This is a genomic window from Rubeoparvulum massiliense (assembly GCF_001049895.1).
Lineage (GTDB): Bacteria > Bacillota > Bacilli > Rubeoparvulales > Rubeoparvulaceae > Rubeoparvulum > Rubeoparvulum massiliense.
The window spans coordinates 340,086-363,122 of record NZ_CVPE01000003.1 but is presented as its reverse complement, the minus strand read 5'-3'; the positions used below and the strand labels follow the sequence as shown (position 1 = coordinate 363,122).

The 23,037-nt window shown below is 44.0% G+C and carries 23 protein-coding genes; 20 read left to right on the top strand and 3 right to left on the bottom strand.

The window, feature by feature from the left end; all coding sequences use genetic code 11:
• Positions 1–60: 60 nt before the first annotated feature.
• The gene (locus BN1691_RS01850; protein ID WP_048600531.1) at positions 61–738 is read left to right on the top strand and encodes a Crp/Fnr family transcriptional regulator; all 678 of its coding nucleotides are present in this window, start codon (positions 61–63) and stop codon (positions 736–738) included.
• A 6-nt stretch (positions 739–744) separates the two neighbouring features.
• Here the strand turns inward: BN1691_RS01850 and BN1691_RS01845 are convergent, their stop codons facing one another.
• Together BN1691_RS01845 and murJ are read right to left on the bottom strand one after the other, a co-directional pair.
• Positions 745–1,812 (bottom strand): glycosyltransferase family 4 protein, encoded by a 1,068-nt coding sequence (locus tag BN1691_RS01845; RefSeq protein ID WP_048600530.1) that lies wholly within the window; start codon positions 1,810–1,812, stop codon positions 745–747.
• Entirely contained in the window at positions 1,809–3,344 is a 1,536-nt protein-coding gene (murJ, locus tag BN1691_RS01840; protein WP_048600529.1) for a murein biosynthesis integral membrane protein MurJ, read from the bottom strand. The genes BN1691_RS01845 and murJ overlap by 4 nt, the downstream gene beginning before the upstream one ends.
• Positions 3,345–3,546: 202 nt before the next feature.
• On the opposite strand from murJ, the gene BN1691_RS01835 reads away from it, so the two are divergent.
• Positions 3,547–4,686: a glycosyltransferase gene (locus BN1691_RS01835; protein WP_048600528.1), complete on the top strand. Its 1,140-nt coding sequence runs from the start codon at positions 3,547–3,549 to the stop codon at positions 4,684–4,686.
• A 65-nt stretch (positions 4,687–4,751) separates the two neighbouring features.
• Here the strand turns inward: BN1691_RS01835 and csaB are convergent, their stop codons facing one another.
• Positions 4,752–5,873 (bottom strand): polysaccharide pyruvyl transferase CsaB, encoded by a 1,122-nt coding sequence (gene csaB, locus BN1691_RS01830; RefSeq protein ID WP_048600527.1) that lies wholly within the window; start codon positions 5,871–5,873, stop codon positions 4,752–4,754.
• Between the two features lie 277 nt (positions 5,874–6,150).
• On the opposite strand from csaB, the gene BN1691_RS01825 reads away from it, so the two are divergent.
• The 18 genes from BN1691_RS01825 to BN1691_RS01740 all read left to right on the top strand — a co-directional run bounded on the left by BN1691_RS01825 (position 6,151) and on the right by BN1691_RS01740 (position 22,919).
• On the top strand, positions 6,151–7,830 hold the full coding sequence (locus tag BN1691_RS01825; RefSeq protein WP_048600526.1) for a long-chain-fatty-acid--CoA ligase: 1,680 nt from the start codon (positions 6,151–6,153) through the stop codon (positions 7,828–7,830).
• 129 nt (positions 7,831–7,959) lie between these two features.
• Positions 7,960–8,550, top strand: a complete 591-nt coding sequence (locus BN1691_RS01820) for a TetR/AcrR family transcriptional regulator (protein ID WP_048600525.1) — start codon at positions 7,960–7,962, stop codon at positions 8,548–8,550.
• A 24-nt stretch (positions 8,551–8,574) separates the two neighbouring features.
• Entirely contained in the window at positions 8,575–9,351 is a 777-nt protein-coding gene (locus tag BN1691_RS01815) for an enoyl-CoA hydratase (RefSeq protein WP_390621625.1), read from the top strand.
• A gap of 52 nt (positions 9,352–9,403) precedes the next feature.
• A complete protein-coding gene (locus BN1691_RS01810) occupies positions 9,404–10,192 on the top strand; it encodes an electron transfer flavoprotein subunit beta/FixA family protein (protein WP_048600523.1) in 789 nt (262 codons plus the stop codon).
• Between the two features lie 24 nt (positions 10,193–10,216).
• Positions 10,217–11,188, top strand: a complete 972-nt coding sequence (locus BN1691_RS01805) for an electron transfer flavoprotein subunit alpha/FixB family protein (RefSeq protein ID WP_048600522.1) — start codon at positions 10,217–10,219, stop codon at positions 11,186–11,188.
• A 146-nt stretch (positions 11,189–11,334) separates the two neighbouring features.
• A complete protein-coding gene (gene trxA, locus BN1691_RS01800) occupies positions 11,335–11,649 on the top strand; it encodes a thioredoxin (RefSeq protein ID WP_048600521.1) in 315 nt (104 codons plus the stop codon).
• A 74-nt stretch (positions 11,650–11,723) separates the two neighbouring features.
• Positions 11,724–13,514 carry an excinuclease ABC subunit UvrC gene (gene uvrC / locus BN1691_RS01795; RefSeq protein ID WP_048600520.1) on the top strand — a complete coding sequence of 597 codons (1,791 nt, stop codon included), beginning with the start codon at positions 11,724–11,726 and terminating at the stop codon, positions 13,512–13,514.
• Between the two features lie 291 nt (positions 13,515–13,805).
• Positions 13,806–15,134 carry a TrkH family potassium uptake protein gene (locus BN1691_RS01790; RefSeq protein WP_048600519.1) on the top strand — a complete coding sequence of 443 codons (1,329 nt, stop codon included), beginning with the start codon at positions 13,806–13,808 and terminating at the stop codon, positions 15,132–15,134.
• A gap of 204 nt (positions 15,135–15,338) precedes the next feature.
• A complete protein-coding gene (locus BN1691_RS01785; protein ID WP_048600518.1) occupies positions 15,339–15,965 on the top strand; it encodes a succinate dehydrogenase cytochrome b558 subunit in 627 nt (208 codons plus the stop codon).
• A 38-nt stretch (positions 15,966–16,003) separates the two neighbouring features.
• Positions 16,004–17,803, top strand: a complete 1,800-nt coding sequence (gene sdhA / locus BN1691_RS01780; protein WP_048600517.1) for a succinate dehydrogenase flavoprotein subunit — start codon at positions 16,004–16,006, stop codon at positions 17,801–17,803.
• On the top strand, positions 17,800–18,549 hold the full coding sequence (gene sdhB / locus BN1691_RS01775) for a succinate dehydrogenase iron-sulfur subunit (RefSeq protein ID WP_048600516.1): 750 nt from the start codon (positions 17,800–17,802) through the stop codon (positions 18,547–18,549). The genes sdhA and sdhB overlap by 4 nt, the downstream gene beginning before the upstream one ends.
• A gap of 97 nt (positions 18,550–18,646) precedes the next feature.
• Positions 18,647–19,135 (top strand): acyl-CoA thioesterase, encoded by a 489-nt coding sequence (locus BN1691_RS01770; protein ID WP_048600515.1) that lies wholly within the window; start codon positions 18,647–18,649, stop codon positions 19,133–19,135.
• 233 nt (positions 19,136–19,368) lie between these two features.
• Complete coding sequence (locus tag BN1691_RS13800) at positions 19,369–19,809, top strand: hypothetical protein (RefSeq protein WP_147545557.1); 441 nt, start codon at positions 19,369–19,371, stop codon at positions 19,807–19,809.
• A 103-nt stretch (positions 19,810–19,912) separates the two neighbouring features.
• On the top strand, positions 19,913–20,137 hold the full coding sequence (locus BN1691_RS01760; protein WP_048600514.1) for a helix-turn-helix domain-containing protein: 225 nt from the start codon (positions 19,913–19,915) through the stop codon (positions 20,135–20,137).
• Positions 20,138–20,199: 62 nt separating this feature from the next.
• Positions 20,200–20,400 carry a hypothetical protein gene (locus tag BN1691_RS01755; RefSeq protein WP_048600513.1) on the top strand — a complete coding sequence of 67 codons (201 nt, stop codon included), beginning with the start codon at positions 20,200–20,202 and terminating at the stop codon, positions 20,398–20,400.
• 28 nt (positions 20,401–20,428) lie between these two features.
• On the top strand, positions 20,429–20,869 hold the full coding sequence (locus BN1691_RS01750) for a MarR family winged helix-turn-helix transcriptional regulator (protein ID WP_048600512.1): 441 nt from the start codon (positions 20,429–20,431) through the stop codon (positions 20,867–20,869).
• A gap of 86 nt (positions 20,870–20,955) precedes the next feature.
• On the top strand, positions 20,956–21,750 hold the full coding sequence (gene racE / locus BN1691_RS01745) for a glutamate racemase (protein WP_048600511.1): 795 nt from the start codon (positions 20,956–20,958) through the stop codon (positions 21,748–21,750).
• 77 nt (positions 21,751–21,827) lie between these two features.
• Positions 21,828–22,919 carry a GerMN domain-containing protein gene (locus BN1691_RS01740; RefSeq protein ID WP_048600510.1) on the top strand — a complete coding sequence of 364 codons (1,092 nt, stop codon included), beginning with the start codon at positions 21,828–21,830 and terminating at the stop codon, positions 22,917–22,919.
• Positions 22,920–23,037 lie beyond the last annotated feature (118 nt).

Genomic DNA, 23,037 nt, shown 5'->3' with positions numbered 1-23,037 from the left:
AATGGAGTAATTTAGAATACCATGATAAGATCTTGAAGAGGGAAATGGGAGGCTGATGAAATGAAGGGAAGTTGGTTGAAGGAGTTATCTCAATCCGTTCTATTTCGTGATTATACAATAGCAGAGCTAATGGACCTCTTATCACAAGTAAACTACGCTGAACGCTTCTATGGTAAGGAAGAGGTCATCGCCTTGGAGGATGCCCCCTGTACACAGGTCGGAATTATATTAGAAGGCGCCGTGGAGGTTCAAAAGCTCCATGGCGCAGGTAGTGGTGTGACGATTCAATGTTTGACACCTCACCAAATCTTTGGCGAAGTGATTATTTTTTCACAACGTAAAACCTACCCTGCAACCCTTGTTGCTAATTCAGCGACGGTCATCTTGTTTATTTCGAAGGAATCCATCTTACAGCTTTGTAGGGAAGAAGAACGCTTTTTAGAAAACTTCATGGCGCTACTCTCCAATAAGATTTTGATGCTGAATCAGAAAGTGAAGCGCTTGGCTTACCCATCCATTCGTCAAAAGATTGCTGATTGGCTCTTGGAGCATTATCGATTAAGTGGAGAGAATACTATCAACATTCCTTTTACAAAAAAAGCATGGTCAGAACAGTTAGCTATTCCTCGCCCATCGCTCTCTCGGGAGTTAGGAAAGATGCAGGAGGATGGTCTCATCTATCTGAACGGATCATCCATTACAATCTGTGATCAGCAAGCTTTAGAAAGATTACTTTAGCAATGATCAACCATAGATCTGCTTGAGCTTCTCTAGCATCTGTGCAGATGAGAATTGCTCCTCCACCCAACGTGCACCATTCTCGGCAATCCGCAGATAAACCTCAGGCTCAGAGATGACAGCAGCCATTTGCATGGCTAAGTCCTCCACATCACCATATTCAACCAGCGTACCAGTGATGCCGTGATGGATTACCTCTGGGATTCCTCCTACATTAGTGGCGATGACAGGCTTTTGCATAATTAGCGCTTCAATGGCTGTGTAGGAGAGGGATTCATTCTCCGATGGAATAATGATACAGTCAATAGCTGCATAGTAGTTGACAATCTCCTTTTGATGTCCCCAGAAGAGGAGATGATCTGCGATGCCGAGCTCTTTTGCTTGCTGCTGTAGTACTTCTCGATCTGGTCCATCTCCGATAATCCAACATTTCCACCCAGCAGGAATGGAAGCATGGAGGGAAGCAAGGGCATCTAGCAAAAAGGCATGTCCCTTTTCTGCACTTAAGCGGGCAACAACACCGAAGATAAAGGTCTGCTCAGGTCGCTCAATGATGGATGTTGGCTGGGGAAGGGTGCAGCCATTGTAGACAACTGTAATCTTGTCGGGTGAAACGCCGCGCTTCATGAGCTCACCTTTCATAAAATGGGAGACCGCGATCACTTGCTTATTTTGCTTCGTGACCATGCGGTTTAGTAGGCGTATAGGTAGTGACATGGGAACATTCACATGATAGGTCCAAATGATTTGTGCAGGATTTCCAAACCGTTTACTCATTAAGGCAATTAGATTTTCACGTAGGTAATGAGCATGAATCACTTGAATATCCTGTTCGCGGCAGAGTTGAGCTAGTTGTTTTGCGGCCTTCCAATCAAGGGGGTTCCTCATTGGGATGGAGTAGAGCTTGATGTTACGTCTTCGCAATTGGGCTAGCAATGGACCTTCTTGAGAGTAGGCAAATGAGAAGCGGTAATCAGCTTTAAGACCATCGATAATATCAAGAATATATTTTTCGCTCCCACCTTGCCCAGGATAATTTAAAAGGTGAAGAATATGAGTTGGATTCGTTTTCATTTCTGTGTTGCTCCTTCACGTTTACGGTATTGGAAGAGAACAAGTAACTCCTTGGTTTTCATGAGCCAGAGTGCTAGTAAATAAGCAGGGATCGCCAGTAGATAAGAGATTATTGCTGCAAATTGTCCCATGCTAGCTTCCAATCCCCACAGTGTACCATAGGCGACAAAGAGGGCAATGATTGAAGCTACAATTGCCTTCACCAGTGCAGGTAGCGAATGTCGTAAGAGCTGCCCATCCTGAGTCACCTGTTTATAGACATAGATAAGGGCAAGGACAGAGAGTGTAACGCCTAAGGAGGTTGCCAATGCTAGTCCACCATGGCGTAAGGGAATGATTAAGGTGAAGTTCAAGAGAATCGTAACAATCACTGATACAATGGTGATCCACATGATCTTACGGTTGAGCTGCATGGCGAAAAGGACACGGTCATAAAAGTCTTTTAAGGGTTGAGCTAGTGCTGCAAGGGCATAGAATTGCAGACCAAATGCAGTTAGTGCCACACTCTTCTCGCCAAACATCCCATATCCAAAGGCCAAACGGATTGTGGGTGCGGCGAACCATACGAGAAACATGGCCACAGGAATAAAAAGAATCAACAAAACATTGGTGGTCTGCTGTACAGTTTGTTTAAACTGGGCTCGATCCTTATCGGTATAGGCTTCAACCAATATAGGATAGACCACTGTGGCAATGGGACCTGCTACAAGACCAAGGGGGAGGAAGTAAAGCTTTTGAGCATAGTTCAGTGCTGCAATAGCGCCTTCTCCCAAGCTGGTGGCTAAGGATTTATCCACTGCCAAATTTAATTGAATGGCGATGCTGGTGATGAATGCTGGAATCCCTAAACGAACCATCTCTTTTAATCCTGGATCATGCCAATTCACCCTAAATTGATAGCGATAGCCAATTTTACGTGAGGCAAAGAGGGGGATGGTTCCTTGAAAAAGACTGGCAATGAGCATCCCAACTGCAACAGCAATAATCCCAATGTCGTCCACAAAGCTGAGAAAGATCAAGAGGGTAACCCCATTAAAGACAATCCAATAGATGGCGGTTACTTTAAAGTGATGGAACCCATTCAAATAAGCATTAAAGGTATCCCCGAGAAATGTAAAAAGCACCATGGGTGTAATAATACGCAGCATCGTTACAGAAAGCTGCTGTACCTCTGGGGGAAAGCCAAACCCAATGAGCGCAATCAATGGTTCAGCAAGTAATTCCATCAACAGGATCGGTACAATAAAAATCAGCAACATAATATGTAAAAAGTTATTCATAAACAGATAAGCTTCTTCTTGATTCTCTCGATATTTCCGCATAAAGATGGGGATAAAGGAAATGGCAAAGGCACCTGTTAGACCCGAAAAAACGATGGTTGGTATGGTCATCGCTAAGCCATAAGCATCGACGGGAGCAGTAGTGCCATAGATGGAACCGATGCTTACCTCTTTTAGAAATCCTAATATTTTGCCTACGATTGTGCCAAGGGTAAAAAGTACCGTAGTTCGTAGAAAAGATCGCTTTGTCATAGTCTAAATCCTCATCCATTCCGAAAGATATTCAAACTGTTGACCATGGATTCATTACTTATCTTTTAAGTGTAACATGTGGCATGTAAATGGCAAGTTACAAAACCATGAGGTTTTTAGCAAACATTGAGAAAAAGGTATTTGCTATCCACAGGATGATTCGTTAAAATTGAGAAAGATATTGTTGTGGGATGTGACTGGGATGGACTCGTTTAAGGTTCTCCATGTAATCGGTGGAGGTGAGTATGGTGGAGCAGAAATCCATGTACTCAACTTATGTAAATCTTTAAGTAGACTAGGCGTGGAACCTGTAATCATCTGCTTTTATCGCCATCGTTTTGCGAAGCAAGCAGAGGAGCTTGGGTTTCAAGTCCATGTATTGGATCAGTTTGGCCGTTTTGACTGGCGCTTATTATCGGAGCTGAGGCGGCTGATTTTTTCGATCGAACCATTCGTGATCCATACCCATGGCGTGAAGGCCAATTTCTTTACCCGTTTAGCTGTTCAGGGTATGGAAGAGAATTTTCCCCTTATTACCACGGTCCATAGTCTCTTGCGATTCGACTATCCCAAGAAGACATCCTATTGGGGGGCTCTCGCGCTAGAGAAGCTAACCCGTCGTTATGTGGACCGGTTCATCGCAATCTCCCATCATATTGCCCAGGACTTAGAAGGGCAAGGTGTTGATCCAAAGAAGATCTCTGTGATCCATCACGGCTTGGATCTAGATTTATTCTCATTAGACCAACGGGAGGAACGGCGTCAGCGCTTACGACAGGAATGGGGTCTGCAGGGAGACGAATTTGTGATAGGAACCATGTCACGTCTAGTAGCAGTGAAGGGAATCGATTCCTTGATTCGTGCAGCCAGCACTTTACTTCCCCAGTTTCCCCAACTTCACATTATCATTGGTGGCGATGGAGATGAGCGGAATGAGTTGCAACGCTTAGCTCAGGAGAGTGGCTATGCAGAAAGAATTCATTTTATCGGTTTCCGAGATGATGTGGCAGATGTGCTGACCAGCTTTGATCTTTTTGTAAGCTGTAGTTTCTCTGAAGGGTTTGGCTTATCTATTCTTGAAGCGATGGCTATGCAGTTACCTGTGGTGACCACTGGTGTGGGGGGGATTATGGACTTTCTCCAGGATAAGAAGAATGGTCGCTTGATTCCTGTGGGCGATCAGGCTGCTCTTGCTGCAGTTCTAACAGAGCTAATTGATCAAGAGGAAGAACGTAGACAGCTAGCACAGCAAGCGCGGCTTGATGTGGAGGAAAAGTATACACTGTTACGCATGGCAGAAGAGACCAAGAATTTATATCTTCAGCTATCTAAAACAATGTGAGAAATGGGATAAAAAAAGAATCACCGAAGCTTCTTCGTGAGCTAAGGTGATTCTTTTTTATATATTCAAGTCCGTGTATTCAAGCTGGTTTTTTTTTCTTCGAGGAGCTGTAGGACTTTTTCATTACTAAGGGCAGCTTTTTCCCGAAATGTACGGAGCTGTTCTAGAAGATGATTTCTCCAATCCTCACGGTGTTCTATGGTATTGAGCAGGAGGGGGAGGAAAGGCTCCAATTGAAGTGTTTCTACACGTCCTGCATTAGGCATCCCCATGGATTCAACGAACCGATCCACTTTCGGATCATAGGAGAGCGTAATAAAGGGGATGGATTGTGCAGCAGCCAGGATCGCAGCGTGAAGTCGCATACCTACCATCATATCTAGCTGGGCGATGCATCCGATCATTTGGCGATAGTTCAATTTTTCATCAATGCAGAAGGCCGGTTCTTTCATGAGATTCACAATATCCTGTGATGCCTGCAGATCGTGGGGATAGTGCATCGGTAAAAAGACGACGTTCCAACCCATGCGTACCACCTCATCAGCGGCATGTGCTAGAACCTCCTTGAAAGCATGCTCATCTTTCCAGTCACGTACGGATATGCCCAATGTTGGTCGACCATTTAGACAGCCATACCGGGTAAATACTTCAGTACCAGCCTCTAGATCATCGGATTGCACGTGAAGTAAAAAAGCAGGATCCGCAGCGACGTGAATCGGTGTTTTCGTGACGCCGTGTTGGAGGAAATCATCCTTGGATTCTGCGTCGCGAACAGTGATTAGATCCACTTGATTTACGATTCGCCGAATGAGCCATTTGTTTGCTTGATGGGAAACAGGTCCAAAACCTTGGGCATAGAGAACCACCGGTTTGCCTAACCATTTGGCGATTTGGATGATCGCCAAATAGTAGAGGGTGCTCCTTGGACTAGAAACATCCTGAAGGAGGCTCCCTCCACCCATGAGCAAGAGGTCGGAGTGCCGGAGTTGCCCAACAATCTCTTTGATACTCCAACGGTTATATGCTGGAAGGTGAAATAAGGCTTCGGTTTCTTTTGGATTGTTGGAGAGTACAGCGAACTGTAGAGCGGGTACTTCTTCAATTAAAGAAGAAGTAATCGCATAGAGAAGGGCATCATCTCCAACGTTATTAAAACCGTAATACCCGGCAATGACAATTCGAAACATGTGTGGAGACCTACTTTCTTCAAACGATACAAATGGTGGCGAAATGCTTTGACATTTATAGTCAAGTATAACAGTTTGTCAGGTTGAAGAAAAGAGAACACCGAAAAGAAGGGGGAAGATTTTTTTACACTTTCCCGTTCAGCCACTCTTTATCATCAGAATTTATTTCAAAAACTCAAACAAATATTTGAATAATAAAATTGTTTGAAAAAATGGGAAAATTAAATACAATGGAACTAGGAATTATTTTTTACAACAATGTCTTGGAGGTGGATTAATGAAAAAACAGGATGTGGAGGAAAGAGTCTGGCTCCGTCACTATCCCCCGGAAATTCCGAAGTCGATCCATTATCCCGAAGTTTCACTGGTCACATTTTTACTGGATTCAGCCCATCGTTTTCCGGATAAAGAAGTGATCTTTTTCATGGGAAAACGGATTCGTTACAAGCAATTATTGGATGCGGTGTACAGATTGGCTCATGCTTTACGAGATCTTGGGATCGAGAAAGGTGATCGAGTAGCTATTATGCTCCCCAATTCTCCACAGGCAGTGATTGCCTACTATGCTACCCTCTTGATTGGCGGTGTAGTGGTTCAGACTAATCCTCTTTATACAGAACGAGAATTGGAACACCAGTTGATTGACTCTGGAACAAAAGTGCTCGTTGCCCTGGATTTGGTCTATCCCCGTATTAAGGCAGTTCGTGAAAAAGCCAATCTGCAGCATGTCATTATTACATCTGTGGGAGACTACCTACCGTTTCCGAAGAATTGGCTCTATCCCTTTGTCCAACGAAAACAGAAGCAAGCTGTGAACCTCGAAGGAGAAGTGATTTTAAAGTGGCATGCTTTATTACAAGCACAGCCCGATACCCCCATTCCACCTGTAGAGATTAATGCCAAAGAAGATCTTGCCTTACTTCAATACACTGGAGGTACTACCGGCTTACCGAAGGGATGTATGCTAACCCATTATAATCTGGTGGCCAATGTGCTTCAGACACGGCATTGGATCTATAAATCAGAGTTTGGGAAGGAACGGGTCCTAGCAGCACTTCCATTTTTCCATGTGTATGGTATGACGACGGTGATGAATCTTACCTTAATGATCGCAGGTTCCATGGTGGTGATACCTCGCTTCCAACCGGAAGAGGTACTGAAGTTAATTGAAAAGGAACGTCCCACCTTATTTCCTGGAGCACCTACCATGTATATTGCGCTCATCAATCACCCGGAGATCCATCAGTATGATCTATCATCGATTTTTGCCTGTATCAGCGGTTCTGCTCCACTCCACTTAGAGGTTCAGCAACGCTTTGAAGAGTTAACGAATGGGAAGATTGTGGAGGGTTATGGCCTTACAGAGAGTTCTCCTGTTACGCATGCTAACTTAATCTGGGGAGAGCGGGTGAATGGTAGCATTGGACTACCATGGCCAGATACAGAAGCAGCGATCATGGATGAAGAGGGGAATTTTTTACCCCCTCGTGCGATTGGTGAGTTAGTTGTTCGTGGTCCCCAGGTGATGAAGGGTTATTGGCAACGGCCAGAGGAGACAGAGATGACTTTACGTGAAGGCTGGCTACTAACTGGAGATATGGGATACATGGATGAAGAAGGGTACTTTTATATCGTAGATCGGAAAAAGGACATGATTATTGCAAGCGGTTACAATATTTATCCCCGTGAGATTGAGGAAATATTATTTGAGCATCCTGCGATTCAGGAAGCTGCGGTGGCTGGTATACCCGATGAATATCGAGGTGAGACAGTAAAGGCTTTCGTCGTTGTGAAGGAAGGAATGACCGTCACGGAAGAAGAGTTAGATCAGTTCTGCCGAGAGAAGCTAGCCTCTTATAAGATTCCGCGTATTTACGAATTTCGTGAGCAATTGCCAAAAACTACTGTAGGGAAAGTATTAAGACGTCAACTGGTTCAAGAGGACCAAGCGAATTAGAGTCCTTTGGACTCTAATACATAGTGGAAACAAGAGAGACAAAGAGGATGATTGACGAATGCCTCTTTTCATAATAGACTTATAGTGAATGAATAGTCATTCACTAATTGATGAAGTGAGGCGTCAAGCATGGAAAAATCAAAGCAGAACAAGTATGACGTGATCATTGATGCAGCAGTCCGCGTAATTGCTGAATCTGGCTACCATAAGGCACAGGTTTCCAAGATCGCAAAAGAGGCGAATGTAGCGGATGGAACCATCTACCTCTACTTTAAGAACAAGGACGATCTTTTGATCTCCATGTTTAATAAAAAGATGGGTCAATTTGTGGATGTGATTCAAGGACGCATTGACCAAGAAACGACGGTGGATGGTAAGTTACGGGCATTGATTGCCACTCATCTTGAGATGCTAAATCGTGATCAAGCGTTAGCAATGGTAACACAATTAGAGCTGCGCCAACCACAAAAAGAGATCCGCGATGAATTAGGAAAGATCGTGAAACGTTATCAGGATGTGATTGCCCAGATTATTGCTGAAGGGGTGGAGACCGGATATTTCCGCCCGGATATTGACCAACGGATGGCTCGTCGGATGATCTTCGGGACTTTAGATGAAACGGTAACAGCTTGGGTGATGAAGGGCTGCAAATATGATATGCGTACGCAGGTAGAACCCCTTCATCAATTGCTGAAATTTGGAATGGTGAGGATGGAATAAAACCAGAAGAGCGAATGGAGGGCGATTATGAATCATCTGCAATTTCGTAAGGAGGAGGGCATCGGCTGGGTTTCGATTAACCACCCTCCAGCCAATGCCTTGAATCGAGCAAGCTTGGAAGAACTGGAGCAGCTTTTTGCACAGATGGAAGAGGATCAATCGATCCGAGCAGTTATTCTCCATGGCGAAGGACGCTTCTTCGCTGCAGGGGCAGATATTAAGGAATTTACTCAGATCGATACCGTAGAAGCGGGTATCGAGATGGCACGGTTGGGGCAGCAACTCTTCAATACAATTGAAGGCTTTAATCGCCCTGTAATCGCTGCCATTCATGGAGCAGCATTAGGTGGAGGACTAGAATTGGCCATGTCCTGCCATATTCGACTGGGAACACCTGAGACGAAACTGGGTTTGCCTGAACTAAATTTAGGTTTAATTCCTGGTTGGGGTGGGACGCAACGTCTACCTCGCCTTGTGGGGAAGGCAAGGGCACTAGAAATGATTTTAACCAGTCGGATCATTGATGGAGAAGAGGGATACCGAATCGGTTTACTCAATCGTCTCGTTACCCAGGATCAATTGTTAGATGAAGCTCTCCATCTCGCTCAAGCGATTTGTGGAAAGAGTAAATTAACGGTGATCAAGGCCTTAGAAGCGGTACGTGAGACGGAGCACTCTTTTCTAGATGAGGGATTGATAAAGGAAGCTGAATTTTTTGGCCAGTCATTTTCATCGAAGGACATGCGTGAAGGCGTCCAAGCATTCTTGGAGAAACGTGCACCCCATTTTGTTGATGAATAAGCTCTAAAATTATCAGATAGTTCCTTCAATTGTGAAAAGGAGGCATTCGCAAATGAACTTCTATGTTTTAATGAAGCAGACCTTTGATACCGAGGAGAAAATCATTCTAAAGGACAGAAAGATTAGTGACGAAGGGGTGGAGTATATTATCAACCCCTATGATGAATATGCGGTGGAGGAAGCGATACGCCTCCGTGAAGCTCATGGCGGTGAGGTGACTGTAATCTCAGTGGGATCTGAACGGGTAGAGAGCTCACTGCGCACTGCCCTTGCCATGGGAGCTGACCGTGCCATCCGTCTTAGCATCGGGGATGATGGAGAGGAGCATGAGCTTGATGAGTACACGGTCTCACAGCTTCTCTATCAGATCCTCAAGGATCAACCTTACCAGCTGATCTTGGCGGGCAATATGGCAGTTGATGATGGCTCTGGCCAGGTGGGTGCTAGGGTAGCAGAACTCCTCGGCATTCCACAGGTCACCACCATCGTGAAGATTGCGATTCAGGGCGATGAAGTAATGGTGGATCGGGATGTGGAAGGAGATACAGAGATTATTGCCACCGCTCTACCTTTGCTAGTGACAGCGCAGCAAGGCCTCAATGAACCGCGCTATCCTTCCCTGCAAGGGATTATGAAAGCAAAGAAGAAGCCCTTGGATGTTCTTACATTAGAAGATCTTGGTGTGACATGGGAAGAGGTGGCAAGTAAAACAAAGAAGGTGGACACCTTCTTACCACCACCTAAACAGGCAGGTCGTATATTAAAAGGGGAACTTCAGGAGCAAGTGAAGGAATTGGTCCATCGCTTGCAGCATGAGGCAAAAGTAATCAGCCTGGATTAATGGCGAGGAAGGAGAGCTGATAAGATGAAAAAGACTGTGGTAACCGTTGCAGAGAAAAAAGGTGAACAGCTACGGCAAGTATCCCTTGAGGCCATTGCAGCAGCCCGCCTTATCGCAGGTGAGGAGGGTAGGATACTCTCTGTTATTCTAGGTGATGCTGATGAGAGCACCCTCAAAGCATTGGCCCAGCATGGTGCTGATGAAATAATACATGTGCAGCATGAAGCACTATCCACATATACCACCGATGCCTATTTTCAAGCGCTAAAGCAAGTGTTGGAGGCACAGAAGCCAGATGCCTTCGTACTCGGACACACTGCGATGGGTAAGGATCTGGCGCCACGTTTAGCCGCTCGTTTTCAACAGGGCTTGATCACAGACTGTATTGGAATCGAGCAGGTAGGTGATGAGATTCAGTATTTAAGACCCATCTATGCAGGAAAAGCCTTTGAAAAGAAAACTTTTCTCACAGAGATTCACGTTGTAACCATTCGCCCCAATAATATTCCAATCCTATCAGCAGATGAAGGACGGAATGTGATGGTACAGCAGTTTGAAGTGGAGATCCACGATCTACGCACCATTGTCCGCGAAGTAATTCAGAAAGCTACCGCAGGAGTGGACTTAGCGGAGGCCAAAATTGTTGTTGCAGGCGGGCGTGGTGTGAAGAGTGCTGAGGGCTTTGCACCGCTGCGGGAGTTAGCTGATTTACTTGGCGGTGCTGTAGGTGCATCAAGAGGTGCTTGTGATGCAGAGTACTGTGATTATTCTCTGCAAATTGGGCAAACTGGTAAGGTAGTCACACCTACCCTGTATATTGCTTGCGGAATTTCTGGCGCGATTCAACACTTAGCTGGTATGAGTAATTCCAAGGTGATCGTGGCGATTAATAAGGATCCGGAGGCTCCCATCTTTCAGGTTGCTGATTATGGGATTGTAGGTGATTTATTTGAGGTGGTTCCTTTATTTACAGAGGAGCTACGGAGCATGCTCTAAAAGGACTTGCGAAACTTCCTCCATTCGAATATAATACCTCATAGGGTATATAAACTCAAAAAAGTACGAAGTGCTTCAGGTTGGAATATTTATCATCTAGGTGATATACTTGGAGTACTCGGACATACACATAAGGAGGAAATAAAATGGCAATTGTGCATGTAAGTGATAATGACTTCCAAACAAATGTGAGCAGCGGTACAGTACTCGTAGACTTCTGGGCTCCATGGTGCGGACCATGTAAAATGATTGCACCAGTATTGGAAGAGATCGATGGCGAAGTTGGTGATCGTTTAAAGATTGCTAAACTAAATGTGGATGAAAATCCAGCTGTTTCTGGTCAATATGGGATCATGAGTATTCCAACATTGATGGTCTTTAAAAATGGCGAGGTTGTTGACAAGATCATTGGCTTCCAACCTAAGGAAGCATTAATGGCTAAATTACAAAAGCATCTATAATCTTGCCGTGAAAAACTGCAAGTAGCAGCTACTGACAGCTATGTTAGTAGCTGTTTTTGTATGAGAAAAGGGGGATGCATTTGGGAGCGCAAACAAAATATTTGCAAGAAAAGCTTAGCTTACTTCCTACGAACCCTGGATGCTACCTCATGAGAGATGCACAGGGGCAGATTATCTATGTAGGTAAGGCAAAGAATTTGCGTAATCGTGTTCGCTCATATTTTACTGGAACTCATGATGGAAAAACACAAAAGTTGGTCAGTGAAATTGTGGACTTTGAATATATCATCACCAAATCTGCAACAGAGGCGTTATTACTGGAATTAAATCTGATTAAGCAGTATTCACCGCAGTACAATATCATGCTGAAGGATGATAAAACCTATCCGTATATTAAGCTCTCCTTAGGTGAACATCCACGTTTGGAGATTACGCGGAAGGTAAACCAGCGAGGAAAGTCTAAATATTATGGCCCATACCCTAATGCAGCAGCAGCACAGCAAACCAAGAAGCTATTGGACCGTCTCTATCCATTGCGAAAGTGTAGAACCATCCCCAATCGGATCTGTCTCTACTATCATCTAGGACAATGTCTAGCACCCTGCGAATATCCTGTGCAACAGGAAAAGTATGATGAGATCGTTCAGCAGATCACCCAATTTCTTAATGGTGGGCATCAAAAGATCCAAGAGGAGCTACGTAAGGAGATGATGGAGGCTGCAGAAGCCCTCCAGTTTGAACGTGCTAAGGAGCTACGAGACCTCATTCAACATATTGAAACAGTGATGGTGAAGCAGACCATTCATCTCCATGATGGAGTAGACCGTGATGTTTTTGGCTTTGTGGTGGATAAAGGTTGGATCTGCATTCAAGTCTTTTTTATTCGTCAGGGCAAAATGATCCAGCGTGAGGTTTCCTTCTTCCCTTCCTACGGTGATGGTAGTGATGAATTTCTCTCCTTTGTCATGCAGTTCTACGATCAGCATGAAGTGCCAAAGGAGATCTTACTCCCAGCCAACATCGAGGTAGATGGACTGCAAGAATTGCTACAAGCAAAGGTACTTGTACCGGTTCGGGGGCAAAAGCGAAGCCTTGTAGAGATGGCACAGGCCAATGCTCATATGGCGCTGGATGAGAAATTTCGTTTACTAACTCGCAATGAGGCTAGAACCACAGAAGCGGTACGTCGTCTTGGCGCACGCTTACAAATAGGTGATTTAAACTGGATTGAAGCGTTTGATAATTCGAATATTCAAGGGACTGACCCGGTCTCTGCCATGGTTGTCTTTGTTGATGGTAAGCCGATGAGGCGGGAATACCGAAAGTACAAGATTAAGCAGGTAGAAGGTCCTAATGATGTGGAGTCCATGCGAGAAGTAATACGCCGCCGCTATACTCGTGTACTTCGTGAAAATTTACCGCTGCCTGATCTCATCCTTGTGGATGGTGGCAAGGGACAGATGAAGGTAGCATGTGATGTGCTGGAGAATGAGCTAGGGTTGTTTATTCCTGTTGGTGGGATGGTTAAAGATGAGAAGCATCAGACTGCACGCTTACTATTTGGTGCAGCGGCAGAAGAGATTGAATTAGATCCTACTTCTGAAGAATTCTTTCTTCTACAAAGGATCCAAGATGAGGTACACCGCTTTGCCATCACCTTCCACCGACAGACACGAAGTAAGAGTATGTTTCAATCTCGCCTCGATGGAATTCCAGGTGTTGGATCAAAAAGAAAGCAGTCTTTATTAAAGCATTTTGGCTCAATTAAAAAAATTCAGACAGCTAGTTTAGAGGAAATTGTGGGGGTAGGGATTCCCCCTAAAGTGGCGGAACTCATCCAGGAGCACCTTAAAAACGAGGAATAGTTGGCAATTTAAACCATTGCATTATCTACCGAAACGATTATATTAATTTAGTGTCAGCAGGATTAGCGACTAGCAAGATGAGATTCAAAATTCCTGCTGATTTATCGTGTAATGTGAAGGGTTAGGTTAAAATTGCATGTTTAGGCCCAAGTTTCTCTTGTTTCGAAGAGAGCAGAAGGGAAATGGCCAATGGGCAAAGCAGGGTAGACATCTCACCTGGAATCATGAATAATGGTAACGATAAGGGAATTGAGGGGTTCCTAAATCCTTACGGAATTGTCAGGTGATGATATGAAGCTTTTGATACGGCGCTTAAAGCCTGTACAGGTCATGGTGGCAGGATATGCTTTTGCCGGTCTTCTATCTACATTATTATTATTGTTACCCATTGCACAAAAACCAGGTGTCAATCTAAGCTTTGTGGATGCGTGGTTCACAGCTACAAGCGCGATTAGTGTAACCGGATTAGCCATTGCCAATACAGCAGAGACCTTCACTTTGTTCGGGCAGATCGTCATACTCTGCACCATTCAAATTGGTGGAATTGGCTTTATGACATTGGGTACTTTCATCTGGGTAATACTAGGACGGAAAGTGGGTCTCCGTAATCGTTTGGTGATTCAATGGGACCAGAATCAAACAGCCCTATCTGGGATGGTCACTCTGATTAAGCGTATTACAGTACTCGCTTTCGTAATTGAGGGAACGGGAGCAGTGATACTGGGTACCTACCTTATGCATGACTATCCTTGGTATCAGGCGTTTTATCTGGGTATTTTCCATGCCGTCTCCGCATTCACTCACGCCGGTTTCGACCTCTTTAGTGCCAGCCTTATTCCATTCCAGAGTGATTTAGTAATCAATGGAACGGTGATGTTGCTGATTATCTTAGGGGGAATTGGATACCCGGTTTTAATCGAATTGATGGACTACCGGAAAGATCGTCATCTTAGCCTTCATAGCAAGCTTTCACTAACCATCTATTTTTCTTTAATGCTCATTGGCTTTATCGTGATTTATCTCGTCGAGGCCGGTCACGCATTTCGTGATTATTCTCTGGGAGATAGTTTGCTGATCTCAATGTTTACTTCGGTTACATCACGAAGCGCAGGGCTCGCAACCATTGATGTCAATCTGTTTATGCTGCCAACGGTGCTATTTATTACGATTCTGATGTTTATTGGGGCATCCCCATCAAGTTGTGGTGGAGGAATACGTACCACAACACTAGCCATTCTAATCTTAACCATCCGAAGCTTTGCACGGGGAGAACAGGAAGTTCGTGTTATGGGACGACAGGTTCATCCTCTTGATGTGAACAAAGCGATTGTGGTTGGAATCACAGCAGTAGGACTCTTTATGACCGGACTACTACTGATGGCTTATTGGGAAGGACAGCGTTTTACCCTAATGCAGATGATGTTTGAAATTAGTTCTGCATTCGGAACATGTGGTCTTTCATTAGGAATTACGAGTCAACTAAGCAGCTTTAGTAAAGTAATCTTAATTTGCCTGATGTTTATTGGACGGATTGGTTTGGGTGCATTGCTACTATTGATTCAACAACAAGATAAAAAAGCAACTTACCATTTTCCGAAAGAACGGGTTATTGTTGGTTAGAATGGTTTGCCACATTTCAATTCCTTGATTTTGCTTTTTAACCAGGAGTACAATAAATATGTTAAAAAGTAAATAGGTGTTAAGGAAGGAGATGTGACAAAAATCGTAAGGTATCTGCTGACAATGGTGGAAGGCAAAATTGATTGGTTGTCTCAGAGTTAGTATGGTAAACTTGTTGTAGACTAGGACGAAGGAGGAAAACCCATGGCAAAAACGACTCACTATTTCAACCGTAAGTTGCATTCGTTACTAGGGGTTATCCCTGTGGGTGCTTTTTTATGTGTGCATTTATTTATTAACTCCGGTGCTTTTGGAGGCCGTGAAGTATTTAATGCACGTGCAGAATTTATGGAAAGCTTGCCATTCTTATTATTCCTTGAAATCTTCTTGATTTTTGTTCCAATCCTTTATCACGGAATCTATGGTTTATTTATCGCTTTCCAAGCAAAAAATAACGTAGGTCGCTTTGGCTTCTTACGTAATGTGAACTTCATGCTTCAACGTGTTACAGGTATCTTCTTGATTATCTGGTTAACATGGCACGTATGGGAAACACGGATGCAAGTAGCTCTTGGTTATGCAGATAACACACAATACTTCGATATCATGAGGGCAATCGTTGCTAACCCAATTTCATTAGCTCTTTATGTTATTGGTCTTTTATCTGCGACATTCCACTTTGCAAATGGATTATCTACATTCTTAATCACTTGGGGTATCACAATCGGTCCCCGTTCACAAAAAATCTTTGGCTATGTATCAGCCATCTTCTTCTTATTAATTTCCACACTTGGAATCATGGCTCTATACGGTTTTGTGGTTAACGCATAAACCCTCTGAGTAAAATTGTGAAAGGGGAGAATACCGTAATGAACAAAAATTCTCGTATCATCGTGGTTGGCGGGGGTCTTGCAGGCCTGATGGCAACCGTGAAAATTGCAGAAGCTGGTATTCCAGTTGATTTGTTTTCTTTAGTACCTGTTAAGCGTTCTCACTCTGCTTGTGCCCAAGGTGGTATTAACGGAGCTGTTAATACCAAGGGTGAAAATGACTCAACATGGATTCACTTTGACGACAGTATCTATGGTGGTGACTTCTTAGCCAACCAACCACAAGTAAAACGCATGTGCGATGCTGCGCCTGGTATTATTCATCTTTTTGACCGTATGGGTGTAATGTTTAACCGTACACCAGAAGGCTTACTTGACTTCCGTCGTTTCGGTGGTACACAGCATCACCGTACTGCATATGCTGGTGCAACAACAGGGCAACAATTACTATATGCAGCTGACGAACAAGTACGTCGTTGGGAAGCTCAAGGCCTCGTAAAGAAATATGAGTACTGGGATTTCTTATCCCTTGTTCAAAATGACGAAGGCCGTGCAATCGGGATCGTAGCACAAGACCTTAAATCCATGGAGATCAAAGCCTTTGCTGGTGACGCTGTCATCATGGCAACAGGTGGTCTTGGAATGATCTTCGGTAAATCTACAAACTCCATCATTAACACAGGTGCTGCTGCATCTACTGTTTATCAACAAGGTGCTAAATACGCCAACGGTGAGTTCATCCAAATTCACCCCACTGCTATCCCTGGCGATGACAAGGTACGCTTGATGTCTGAGTCTGCTCGTGGTGAAGGTGGCCGTGTTTGGACTTATAAAGATGGTAAACCATGGTACTTCCTTGAAGAAAAATATCCTGCCTATGGTAACTTGGTACCTCGTGACATCGCTACACGTGAAATTTTCCACGTCTGCGTTGACTTGAAACTTGGTATCAATGGCGAACGTCGTGTTTATCTTGACCTTTCCCATAAGGATCCAAAGGAATTGGATGTTAAGCTTGGCGGTATCATTGAAATGTATGAAAAATTCGTTGGGGATGACCCACGAAAAGTGCCAATGCAGATCTTCCCTGGTGTTCACTATTCCATGGGTGGTCTCTGGGTTGACATTGAACAATTCACCAGTATCCCTGGCTTGCTAGCTGCCGGTGAATGTGATTATTCTCAACACGGTGCAAACCGTCTTGGTGCGAACTCCTTGCTATCTGCGATCTATGGTGGTATGACAGCTGGTCCTAACGCTGTAGAATACATTAAGAGCCTACCTCGTAGTGCTTCTGAAGAATCTAGCCGTTACTTTGACCAAGCTCTCAAACGTGAGCAAGAAAACTATGGCAAGATCCTCAAGATGGATGGTAAAGAGAACGCATATAAACTCCATCAAGAGTTGGGTAACGTCATGACTGAAAACGTTACGGTTGTACGTGTGAACAAGAACTTGAAGACAGCAGATGAACAGATCCAAGAATTGATGAAACGCTATCAAAATATCAGTATTTCTGATACTTCAAAATGGAGCAACCAAGCTACCATGTTTACACGTCAATTGTGGGATATGATGGTATTGGCTCGTGTTATCACCCTCGGTGCTCTTAATCGTAATGAAAGCCGTGGTTCTCACTACAAACCAGAATTCCCTGATCGTGATGATGCAAACTGGCTAAAGACCACGATCGCTCAATACAACTCTCAAACACATGGTCCAGAGTTATCCTATGAGGAAGTTGATATTTCCTTGATTCCACCACGTAAACGTGACTATACAAAAGCTCACACTGTAGCTAAGAAAGTGGAAGAAGAAGAAGGAGGTCAAAAGAAATGAGCGAAAAGACCATCCATCTGATTATCAAGCGGCAAGCAGATCCTAACTCTCAGCCATATACAGAAGAGTTTAAGATTCCTTACCGTCCTAATATGAATATTATTGGCTGCTTGATGGAGATTCAAAAGAATCCTGTCACAGCTGACGGTAAAGAGACAACACCAGTGGCTTGGGAAAGCGTCTGCTTAGAAGAAGTATGCGGCGCATGCTCCATGGTAATCAATGGCCGCCCACGTCAAGGTTGTTCAACCCTTGTTGACAAGATTCAACAGCCAATTCGACTTGCACCAATGAGCACCTTCCCTATCGTTCGTGACTTAATCGTAGACCGTAGCCGTATGTTTGAATCCTTGAAGAAAGTAAAAGCCTGGGTTCCAATCGACGGTACATGGGATCTCGGACCTGGTCCACGGATGCCAGAAAAGGATCGTCGTTGGGCTTATGAACTTCAAAAATGTATGACTTGCGGATGCTGCTTGGAAGCATGTCCAAACGTAAGCTCCAAGTCCCCATTTATGGGACCAGCTCCATTAAGCCAAGTTCGTCTATTCAACGAACATCCAACAGGCGCTATGCATCGTGAAGAACGGTTGGATGCAATTATGGGTGAAGGTGGTATCACAGACTGTGGTAACTCTCAAAACTGTGTACAAGTATGTCCAAAGGGTATTCCTTTGACAACATCCATCGCTGCATTAAACAATGCAACCACTGCTCATTCCATCCGTCGTTTCTTCAAAAACTAAGTCACATCAACGCAAAGAACAGCCAGTATAGAATATCTGTACTGGCTTTTTCTTGCAAGGAACTGAATGATCATTCATTTTGAAGGGAGTGTTGAAGATGGCTCTGCCGCCATATATCCAGCCAGATCTTCAAACCTGGTTACAAAAATTTCGCTTTTCCACTCGGATTGAACCGCGCTTTTCAGAAACCGATGCGTTCGGACATATCAATAACGTGAGTTATTTTATCTATTTCGAGCAGGGACGACTTGATTATTTTGGTGAGTTAAAGCTCCTTGACCATTGGAGTGGTATGGAGAGAGCGAAAAGCTATCCTGTTGTAGCAGACCTCGCTTGTGATTATTTACAGGAGCTTTTCTTTAACCAAGCGATTTTACTTCAGGTGCGAACAGCATCCATTGGCCGTACCTCCATCGAATTGGAATATGCTCTGATTCGTGAAGCAGATAAGGTACTGATTGCTGCAGGACGAGGGCGTCTCGTTAATATTGATACCATCACCAAAAAGCCTACTCCTTTTTCTTCGGAATTTATTCAGCTCATCCAGTCTTACGAACCAGAATTCTCTTCAGCGATGATTGAATAGATCGAATTTGGTGGTTTGAAAAACAGATCCTCTGATACAACAGACTCATTTTTTAATTGATACAGTTTTAAAAATACTGTAAATATAAGGCTTAAAACGATAAAACAGCATAAAAATATTGTGTCATTTCTTTAACAAATTTCTGTATGAAGTATCATTAAAGTTTGTCAAAGTCTTGAAAAGATGCTTCTGCTGTTTCGGTATAGATCAATCACTTTTTGGCAAGCTAGATCGTGGTGAGGCAAATGTTCTTTCATGGTATACCTGCTCAGTTTGTTCCAGGTGATCTCTATTTATCTCCTCGACGAACGATTCTGAATAAAGGACGCGAGCAACTACAAGATCGCAGGGGGCTCATTCGTCGTTTTGGTTTCGAGCCGGTTCATCTTTTTGAATCTTCGCCAGACTTCCCTGTGAGAGAGTGCGTAAGGAACTGTCTGCGCTATGGCGATGTGATCTTCCTCTTCCGGAGCTTGCCACTTCCCCTCTGGCAGATTAGTCATCATGAGATCGGTGTCCAAACACTGGATTTACAACAAGCAGAGGTAGTCCTTCTTTCTCCTCAGGTGAACGAAAACATGGATTGGCTGAAACAGATCTCTTGTCCTGTACTATATTTACAGTATGGGAAGAGGGGCGAGAATCCTACACCTTATTCAATTTCAGATGCCTAATTCCTTGCAAAAACTGCACCGAAGTGACTCTTTCTACATAGGATAACTTGACGTATCCCTCAACAGTGCACTTGATGAGCCCTAGCAAGGAGGGGTGGCACGATTGAAAGAGACCAATCAAAGAAAGTCGCAATTGTTAACCAACAGGGAACGTGAAGTATTTGAACTGTTAGTACAAGATAAGACGACCCGAGAGATTGCCCAGCAACTCTTTATCAGCGAAAAAACCGTTCGAAATCATATATCGAACGTGATGCAGAAGCTCGGCGTCAAAGGTCGTTCCCAGGCTGTTGTTGAGCTGGTACGTATGGGAGAATTAAAAATTTAGTTACTATGACCCTATCATGTGGATAGGGTGTTTTTTTTGAAAAGCTTCACCGTGTTATAATCATGGTATTGAACTTTATCTCATCCTGTGAACTATGGAAGTGCAATACATATCGTGTTCAACGTGCGCCTACTTTGATAGAAGTGGATGAGGCGATTCAACATGTACTCACGAAGCTGATCATCTATCCTGAACATCATGATCAATATTTAAAAGAGTGTTTAGAGAACTTATCCTACAAAGGTATCGATATTCCGTTATAATGAAGTAAAAGAGATCCAGGAGGAAAAGATGAGCAATATAACAGAAGAAGAAGTGGTAGAATTAGAACGCTTGCTTCGTCATATCAGTGGCATAATCAAACGCAAGGGGCGGGAGATCCTCAATGACTTTCCCATTACTCCTCCACAGTTTATTGCTCTGCAATGGTTGGATGAATTGGGTGATACAACTATCGGGGATCTAAGCAATAAGATGTATTTGGCTTTTAGTACCACTACTGATCTCATCGATCGAATGGAGAAGAATGAATTGGTACAACGAATCCGTGATGAGAAAGATCGACGGGTAGTGCGCATACATCTTTTACCCAAGGGTAATGAAATCATCCATCAGGTTTTACAGGCTCGTCAAGCATATTTGAAAGGGATCCTCCAGCATTTTGATCGAAGTGAGGTAGACCGACTCCAAGTGACACTTACGCAACTATATGAAGAAATGTCGAGGGAATAATAAGCCTCTAGCCAAGAGGCACCACCCATCCTTTTCAAACATATACTGCAGTGCCCATACATGAAGAAGAAAAAGGATGACTTAATATGGAAGGAAAACGAATTGGTATTTTAGATTCTGGCGTGGGAGGTCTAACGGTTGTTCGTGAGGTATTTCGACAGCTGCCGAAGGAGAGGGTTGTTTATTTCGGTGACAATGCCCGCTGTCCCTATGGCCCGCGACCAGGTGATGAAGTGCGTGACTTCACATTACAAATGGCAGAATATCTCTTGCAATATGATCTCAAGATGTTAGTAATCGCTTGTAATACAGCGACTGCACTTGCATTGGACTATGTAAAGGATCGCTTACCTGTTCCAGTCATCGGGGTAATTGGACCTGGTTCACGGGCAGCTATTAAGGCGACGGCTCATGGACGTATTGGGATTATCGGGACCATCAATACCGTTAACAGTGAAGCGTATCCCCAACATATTCACAAGATTAATCCTTCTCACTATGTAAAAAGCTTAGCCTGCCCCACCTTGGTTCCTCTCGTGGAGCAAGGTGGCTATAAGAAGGAGGAGGCATTGGAGGAAGTGCGTACAGCGCTTCAGTCCCTCCAAGGAGAAAATCTGGACACATTGATTCTTGGTTGCACCCATTATCCATTATTACAGCCTGTCATTCATCAGATTATGGGTGAGCAGGTGACGTTGATCGACTCTGCAGAAGAGACTGCTCGAGAGATCAGTACCGTTCTGTATCAACTCAATCAATTGGAAGAGGCTGAACGGAATGATTCCCATCTTTTCTTTACCAGTGGAGACCCGAAGGATTTTGAAGAGATTGCTGTGGATTGGCTAGGAACCTCTGTCATTGTCAAGCATCATCATTTTTGATGCTTGTTTTTTTATGGTCTAAATTGGATAGGGCTCGTATAGATATATAGTACAAACTGTGCTGAGGAGGGTATACTATGCAGCAGAAGCGAAGACTCCTATCCATCATTTTGCTGATCATGCTTGTCACATTATCGGCTTGTGGCTGGACTAGTTCAGGAGGAGATACATCCCTTGATCCACCCCAGATTGACTATACGGTGATGGATCCCATGGGAGATCAAACAGCCAATTCCCCAGATAAGCAAGAAGAACAAACAGGGAACTTGCTGAACCAAGCGAACAAATTAGAGAGTAATATGGTTCAGAGTACGCTCTATCTCCTTGATCAAAATGGTTTCGTTACACCTGTAACGAAAGAGCTTCCATTTTCCGAGTCTGTGGCTCAACAAGTATTAGAGCATATGATTGCAGGTGGCCCAGTAGAGTCGATGATTCCTGTTGGATTTCAGGCATTGCTTCCTGCAGGAACGAAGGTCCAAAGCATTGATATTCAGCAAGGTGTCGCTACCGTGGATTTTTCCAAGGAATTTACCCAGTACGCCCCTGGAGATGAACTCAAGATTCTTCAAGGTATCACATGGGCTCTGACAGAATTTCCTACGGTCAATGAAGTGGTCATCTGGGTAAATGGTGAGCGCTTAGAACAGATGCCTGTAGCTCTGACCCCCATACCAAAGCCGCTAAATCGAGCTATGGGTATAAATGTAGAGATGGGGCGTTATACTACCGTTGGTCACACCATGCCAGTTACCCTTTACTTTACAGCGACCTCTCCGAATGGCGTGGATTATCATGTACCTGTAACACGACTGGTGCAGGGAGAGCAAGATGTGGTCATGGCTACAGTGGTTGAACTGATTAAGGGACCAGATCGCTCTAGTAAGCTAGTCAGTCCCATTCTACCCTCCACCAAGCTGATCCATGCTGAAGTGAATGAAGAGCAGCAGAGCATTGTGGCGAACTTTGATCCTACCATTCTTGGTTGGGGAGAAGAACAAATGATGAGCCGTCAGGTCTATGAAAGCATTGTTTTATCCCTACTGGAAACCACGAGTATGGGTAAGGTGCAGGTATTGGTGAACGGAAGTGCTGATTATGCTACAGATAGCAATCAATCATCCCAATTAGCAGAAAAGCCAATCCGAATCAATCGTATCTCCTTTTAGGATGGGTATTGACGTGGTACAATGAGAAAGCGGTATACGATAAAAAGATTGGAGGGGAACGAGTAGCTCCCCTCTTTTGCCATTCAATGAGTTCTTGTGTACAATGATTTTTATGAAA